Here is a 5,932-nt window from a genome sequence, read left to right as displayed (position 1 = left end):
CAAAGGCTTTATCAACACTGACCCGTTTGAGTGCATCCTTTGTGGTAGCAAAATGCTTTTAACCGGTGGGCGTCCAAAGCAACGCTTGTCAGTAATCATGAAGCACCACAAAGCCCTAGCGACCATGCAGCTCATTAAGTTCTAACAGGAGCAGTCCGTCTATAATCAGGTTTTAAGCCTATTTTTAGCTGCTTTATCGATTATTGGCACCTGCACTTCGAATACTGGGAGTAATTTTTAGTCGAATTATCACAATTTCACAATATGGCTGATTTTCAGAGTATTGTATTACCTAAGCGCAAATAAAAAGCAATCATTATCATTTTTTATTGACATTAATTTTCTTTTAATTTAAATTTGCCACGAATTGATAAAAATCAACCTCCTCATATTTAAAGAAGATCACAGATCAGGAGGCTTTTATGCCTTATACAATCAGCACGCCATTACAGCCACCGAGTTGCCACTAATAAGCATTATATTCCTAATATAATATGCAATTTTCTACTTTTTAATAAAACATTAATAAAATCAATTTAATTTTACGTAAATTTTCCTTAACTAAACTTGAGGGTCGTGTTATGTATGAAAGTAATTCACTTTCTACTCAAACCATCCGTTTGGCTGATAAATCACACCATCTTAACTTACGCTTAAATAAGTATGATGTGATTGCCCTGATATTTATTGGTCTATTTAGCGGATTCTGCTATATTGGCTGGCATGATATGCATGCTCAATTTCATAATATTAAAAGTATTGCTGTAATTTCATTAAATCCTGAGCAGCTGCCCTATTACAGCCTACGAACGACGATGCGTTTACTCATTGGCATGCTATTTTCCTTTATATTTTCTCTAATTATTGGCTATGCATGCGCTAAAAATAAACATGTTGCACGTATCTTACTTCCTCTGATTAACTTTTTAGAGTCCGCACCATTAATTGGCTTTTTAACTTTTACTACAGCCTTGTTTCTATTTTTATTTCCTAAAAGTATGATGGGCTTAGAAGCGGCGGCGATCTTTGCTGTCTTTACCAGTCAAGCCTGGAATATGGCCTTAATCTTTTATCAGGCACTACGTATTATCCCTGATGAATTAATAGCCGCCAGCCGAGCATTTCACTTAAATGCCTGGCAACACTTCTGGCGTATAGAACTGCCCTATGCAATTCCAGGTCTATTATGGAATGTCATGGTCTCTCAATCTTCTGCATGGTTTGCCTTAGTTGCCACAGAGGCAATTCCTCTAAACGGTCATACCGTCATGCTGCCTGGCGTCGGCTCATATATTCAAACTGCCCTAACTCATGCAAATATAAAGGCAATTTTCTATGCAGTTTTAGCGATTGCAGTCAATGTCATCATTTTTGATCAACTGCTATTTCGACCGTTAGTTAAATGGTCAGAAAAGCTTAAGTATGAAAATGTACAATCTCTTGTACATCATCGCTCTTGGTTCTATAGCCTCATTCAAAAAGGCTTATTTATTCATACTCTCAATAAGTTATTTTCGACCATGCGCCATTTATTTATTAACTTTCCAACCTATATTGCCAAGACCTTTGACTTAAAGCCTGTGTACTTACCAAAAATACTTATACAAAGTATCACTGCATTATGCTATGGATTAATAGCCATAAGCTGTATTTATGCAGGCACTAGATTATGGAATTTTTATCCTGATGGCAGCATGCTCTATCTGATTCCACTCATGCTAAAAACAACACTCAGAGTGGCTATTGCCATGCTCTTAAGTGTTATGATATTTACCCCAATTGGTATTTATATTGGTCTAAACACACGTTTAACACAACGATTACAGCCGATAATTCAAATCATGGCCGCGCTTCCTGCCAATATCTTCTTTCCGATCGTCACTATCATCCTAATTGCAACCCATCAATCATTAAATTTATGGACCATTCCACTGATCATGCTCGGCACACAATGGTATGTTCTCTTTAATGTCATTGCCGGTGCATCTGCACTGCCTCAAGATATGCTGGAGATGGCCAAGAGTTTTCACAGCCGTGGCTGGCATTGGTGGTTTAAGTTTATCATTCCGGCACTCTTTCCTTATATTGTTACCGGTATTATCAGTGCTGCAGGCGGTGCTTGGAATGCAGCGATTGCTGGTGAGTTTTTACAGTGGCACAACCAAACCATCAGTGCCAATGGCCTCGGTGCACTCATTGCTCAAACAGCAAACAACCACCAACTTCCACAAGCAGCACTCGCTGTCACCGCACTGTGCTTACTTGTTAGCCTCTGCGTTATCTTTATCTGGCAACCCCTTTACCGTCTTGCCGAAACACGTTACAAAATATAGGGTAATTTCCATGCAAAACACAGTGACCCCCACTCACATTAATAATAATGTTTTACTTTATACAAAAAATATTAGCCAACGGCTTGTTGGTGAAGATAAGCAAACTCAGCATATTCTAGATAATATTAATTTTACTTTATACGACAATGAAATTGTTGCAATTTTAGGAAAATCAGGCGCAGGCAAATCAACATTTTTACGCACAATCGCAGGGTTATTACCCGCTTCTAGCGGTAAAGCTTACCATCAGGACACTTTAATTGAAAAACCCATTGAAGAAATTGCCATGGTCTTTCAAAGTTTTGCCTTACTACCCTGGCTTACCGTACTTGATAACGTCTGCTTTGGTCTGGATGCCCAAGGTATGAGTAAATCAACAAGCAAAGCTAAGGCGCTAAAAGCCATCCAGCTAGTTGGTTTAGGCGGTTATGAACATGCCTATAGTAAAGAACTATCAGGCGGCATGCGTCAACGTGTTGGTTTTGCCCGTGCGCTTGTTGTTGAGCCTAAAATATTACTCATGGACGAGCCATTTTCAGCACTCGATATCGGCACAGCAAGCACGCTGCGCAAAGATATCATTCGCCTTTGGCAGGAACACGCCATCCAGACCCGCTCAATGGTTATTGTTACTCACAGTGTTGAAGAGGCCGTAACAATGGCAGACCGGGTGATCGTCTTCGATCATCACCCAGGACGTATTGCATTTGAAACGCATATCCTTACCGATCATCCACGTGATATTCAATCAGCCAACCTACGAGAAAAAATTGCTTTAATCTCTGAACAACTGCTTGAAGGTGCTCATTAAGTCAATCAGTTCACGAAAAGATTATAGCAGCCGATTTTGATTAATTAATCGGCTGATGATTAAGACATAACTGCGCTCATTTATATAGTAATTAGCTTGCCATTAACGGATGCGATCTAAGATAACAATTCGATAAGCATATTGATGCTTATCGTCTATCGGATGATAATTCAGCTCGGTTTGTTGCCATTGTAAATGATCCCACTTAGGAAAATAAGTATCACCAGCAACCTCAGCATCAACCAAAGTTAAATACAAACGATCTGCCAATGGTAAGCAGGCCGTGTAAATCCCCTCTCCTCCGGTAATCATCACTTCAGGCTCATCAGCCACTAAATTTAAAGCATCCGTTATGTTCTTAACCACTTCAAAGCCAGAGCCAGGTGCTAGGGTCGATGAAACAATAATATTACGCCGATCAGGCAATGGCTTACTATTAATAGATTCAAAGCTACGACGCCCCATAATAATGGGCTTGTATTTCGTCTGCAAAACAAACCATTTAAAATCATCTGGTAAATGCCAAACTAAGTCATTATCCTTACCAATCACACGGTTATTAGCAAGCGCTGCGATCATCGAAACACGCATTGTTACCCCTTATCTGTTTATCCACACTTTATATTTCCCCCCGCCCATTATCCAAATAACAAATATCAAATCAAATCACTACAGCCACTTTTTTACACCTTCACCACAAACATTAATCTGGCATCATTATTGCACCAAGAACCACTACTTGCCAAAAAATTGAACTTAAAGCTATGCCTAACCATAAGGTTAACAAAGATAAATTTATTACTCTTAACACACATGATTATCACGAATTACTCATGCTATTAGCCCCCTGCCCACTGGCATTTTGCACACTATTAAAATGCACTCATAGTAAGAAAAGTAATATCATATTAATAAAAAAGAAAAAATTAGATCAATTATTAAGTCATGGCTTAAGTGCTCTTTGCTGTGAAAAAAGTATTAGGCTGCCAGCCACACTTGACAATAAAACAACTCACCTTAATCTTGCAAAGGCAAATAAACAATCACATACAACCATTGAGCTTATCGGCTTGTATTAATTATTCAGAATAGTCTTGATCATTACCAGATACTCCTCTTATATTTATACAACTGAAGCGAATCAGTTCAGCAATATCTTCTAACAAAGCCTTACGACTAGAACCTGCTCGCCATAATAAAGCTAACTGGCGATGGGGTGCATCTTGCAATGATTTTATTTGTAAACCTAGTTGTGAAAAGTGTGCTTCGGCAAGGCCAGGTATAAAAGTCATTCCCATACCGGCACTCACCATATGAGCAATCGTCTCAAGACTCGTGCCACGAAAATTATTATCATGTTCAATTGCAGCGAATTCACAGGCTTCTAACGCCTGATCACGTAAACAATGCCCCTCATCAAGTAATAATAACTGCTTAGGGTCAATATCTACCATCGTGATTTTTTTTCGCTTTGTTAGCGGGTCATTCTGATGCATTATTAAAGAAAACTCTTCAGAAAAAAGAATTTTCCCAATAAGTTTATTCGGTGTCAGTACAGGTGTTGCAAGCACAACCCCATCAACCAAGCCAAGTTCAAGCTGTTGCAAACACTGATGTGTCTGTAATTCATGTAGCACTAACTTAAGCTTAGGTAATTTTTTTGACAACTGCGGCATAATCACTGGCAATAAATAAGGTGCAATCGTTGGTAATATGCCTATTGTTATAGGCTCCTGGTAAGGATCTTGTTCACGTTTAGCTGCACTTTTTAAATCATCAATTTCACGTAGTGCCTGTCTAGCATGAGCCAAAACCACCTCACCCGCACTCGTTAATAATACGGTACGCATACCACGCTCAAATAACTGCACGCCCAGCTCTTCTTCAAGCTTTTTAATCTGAGTACTTAATGTCGGCTGACTGACAAAGCAAGCCTCTGCAGCTTTACCAAAGTGCTTTAACTCAGCAACACTAATAAAATACTTTAAATCCCTCAAGTTCATCTGATTGCCTACAACATAAAATTTTATGATACACTATCAATAAAGCGAATTCCTACTGTAATCCGACTAAAAGATAATATTAACATTGAGGGGAAAATGCCACCATTTTTAAAAACCGTATTTTTATTAATCTGTTCCAATACCATTATGAGTTTTGCTTGGTATGGCAATTTAAAAACTGAGCAACATAAGGCATTTTGGATTGCGATTCTAACCAGCTGGGGCATTGCCTTTTTTGAATATATCTTCCTCATTCCAGCCAATCGTACTGGTTTTCTAGATGCTCATTTAAGTCTTGCGCAGTTAAAAATTATACAAGAAGTTATCAGCCTATCAATATTTGTACCCTTTGCAATTTTTTATATGAAACAAACAATTTCTTGGAATTTTCTTTGGGCAGGTTTTTGTTTAGCCGGTGCTGTATATTTTATATTTAAGTAATAGGATAAATTTTTAGACAACAAAAAAGCCGCTCTATATTTAATAGAAGCGGCTTTGATATGGTGGGTGCTGAGGGGATCGAACCCCCGACCCTCGCCTTGTAAGGGCGATGCTCTCCCAGCTGAGCTAAGCACCCGAAATAAGCGTTTGGTGATGTCCTACTTTCACATGGCAAAAACCACACTATCATCGGCGCTAAGGTGTTTCACTACTGAGTTCGGGATGGGATCAGGTGGGACCACCTTGCTATGGTCACCAAACAAAACTGGTAAAATTCGTTTTGCTGTCGGCTTTTAATTATTTTTTAAAAGCAGTTAAATTATTTAATCCCGCTGGTTTTATCA

At 38.8% G+C, this 5,932-nt stretch carries 6 protein-coding genes, 1 tRNA gene and 1 rRNA gene; 4 read left to right on the top strand and 4 right to left on the bottom strand.

Annotation, left to right across the window (positions count from 1 at the left end; all coding sequences use genetic code 11):
* The first annotated feature begins 581 nt into the window (after positions 1-581).
* Both C200_RS05735 and C200_RS05730 read left to right on the top strand, forming a co-directional pair.
* On the top strand, positions 582-2,333 hold the full coding sequence (locus C200_RS05735; RefSeq protein WP_016211543.1) for an ABC transporter permease: 1,752 nt from the start codon (positions 582-584) through the stop codon (positions 2,331-2,333).
* Positions 2,334-2,343: 10 nt separating this feature from the next.
* A complete protein-coding gene (locus C200_RS05730; RefSeq protein WP_016211544.1) occupies positions 2,344-3,144 on the top strand; it encodes an ABC transporter ATP-binding protein in 801 nt (266 codons plus the stop codon).
* A gap of 102 nt (positions 3,145-3,246) precedes the next feature.
* Here the strand turns inward: C200_RS05730 and C200_RS05725 are convergent, their stop codons facing one another.
* Positions 3,247-3,735: a dihydrofolate reductase gene (locus C200_RS05725; RefSeq protein WP_016211545.1), complete on the bottom strand. Its 489-nt coding sequence runs from the start codon at positions 3,733-3,735 to the stop codon at positions 3,247-3,249.
* A gap of 173 nt (positions 3,736-3,908) precedes the next feature.
* Here C200_RS05725 and C200_RS05720 point away from each other — a divergent pair, with 173 nt between their 5' ends.
* Positions 3,909-4,223: a hypothetical protein gene (locus C200_RS05720; protein WP_032126435.1), complete on the top strand. Its 315-nt coding sequence runs from the start codon at positions 3,909-3,911 to the stop codon at positions 4,221-4,223.
* Here the strand turns inward: C200_RS05720 and C200_RS16345 are convergent, their stop codons facing one another.
* Entirely contained in the window at positions 4,224-5,147 is a 924-nt protein-coding gene (locus tag C200_RS16345) for a LysR substrate-binding domain-containing protein (RefSeq protein WP_016211542.1), read from the bottom strand.
* Between the two features lie 96 nt (positions 5,148-5,243).
* Between C200_RS16345 and C200_RS05710 the strand changes: the two genes are divergently transcribed.
* On the top strand, positions 5,244-5,588 hold the full coding sequence (locus C200_RS05710) for a DMT family protein (RefSeq protein WP_017375799.1): 345 nt from the start codon (positions 5,244-5,246) through the stop codon (positions 5,586-5,588).
* Positions 5,589-5,648: 60 nt separating this feature from the next.
* Here C200_RS05710 and C200_RS05705 read toward each other — a convergent pair.
* Both C200_RS05705 and rrf read right to left on the bottom strand, forming a co-directional pair.
* Positions 5,649-5,724: transfer RNA gene (locus C200_RS05705), tRNA-Val, on the bottom strand.
* A 9-nt stretch (positions 5,725-5,733) separates the two neighbouring features.
* Positions 5,734-5,848 (bottom strand): 5S ribosomal RNA (gene rrf, locus C200_RS05700).
* Between the last annotated feature and the right edge of the window lie 84 nt (positions 5,849-5,932).

This window comes from Piscirickettsia salmonis LF-89 = ATCC VR-1361 (assembly GCF_000297215.2).
Taxonomy (GTDB): domain Bacteria; phylum Pseudomonadota; class Gammaproteobacteria; order Piscirickettsiales; family Piscirickettsiaceae; genus Piscirickettsia; species Piscirickettsia salmonis.
This window is presented reverse-complemented; position numbering and strand designations above follow the sequence as displayed.

Excerpts from the sequence above, each read along its gene's own strand:
- C200_RS05735 (WP_016211543.1), top strand. The coding sequence starts at position 582 with ATGTATGAAAGTAATTCACTTTCTACTCAAACCATCCGTTTGGCTGAT.
- C200_RS05720 (WP_032126435.1), top strand. The coding sequence starts at position 3,909 with ATGCCTAACCATAAGGTTAACAAAGATAAATTTATTACTCTTAACACA.
- C200_RS05725 (WP_016211545.1), bottom strand. The coding sequence starts at position 3,735 with ATGCGTGTTTCGATGATCGCAGCGCTTGCTAATAACCGTGTGATTGGT.
- C200_RS16345 (WP_016211542.1), bottom strand. The coding sequence starts at position 5,147 with ATGAACTTGAGGGATTTAAAGTATTTTATTAGTGTTGCTGAGTTAAAG.
- C200_RS05710 (WP_017375799.1), top strand. The coding sequence starts at position 5,244 with ATGCCACCATTTTTAAAAACCGTATTTTTATTAATCTGTTCCAATACC.
- C200_RS05730 (WP_016211544.1), top strand. The coding sequence starts at position 2,344 with ATGCAAAACACAGTGACCCCCACTCACATTAATAATAATGTTTTACTT.